Annotated in this window: 1 protein-coding gene; it reads right to left on the bottom strand. The window is 59.1% G+C overall.

Features of this window, described 5'->3' with window-relative positions:
- Positions 1-296 (bottom strand): immunoglobulin-like domain-containing protein (locus AK81_RS27630; RefSeq protein WP_043204426.1); only part of this gene is annotated, 296 nt, incomplete at both ends.

Raw genomic sequence — 296 nt, 5'->3', positions numbered from 1 at the left:
ATGACAGTGGTGCCATCGGTCAGCTTGAAGTACAGCTCTGCGTGATTGTTGATCGGCAGGCCGTCTTTGTTGGTCAGCGTGATCGTGTAGGTGATCTCGCCGCCTTCGGTGACCGACTGGCTTGCGGTCAGCTTGGCCACAACTTCGTCGATGGTGTCGGTCACTTTGACCGAAGCATCGCCGCCCAGTTGCAGGTTTTCGAAGGCCGCACCGGTAGCGTCTACCGCCGACTTGATGCCGAGGGAGATTTCGCCGGCGTCTTGGTAAACGTCATCGCCCTGCGCAGCGTGCTCGTA

The organism is Pseudomonas putida W15Oct28 (assembly GCF_000708715.2).
Classification (GTDB): domain Bacteria; phylum Pseudomonadota; class Gammaproteobacteria; order Pseudomonadales; family Pseudomonadaceae; genus Aquipseudomonas; species Aquipseudomonas putida_R.
This window is presented reverse-complemented; position numbering and strand designations above follow the sequence as displayed.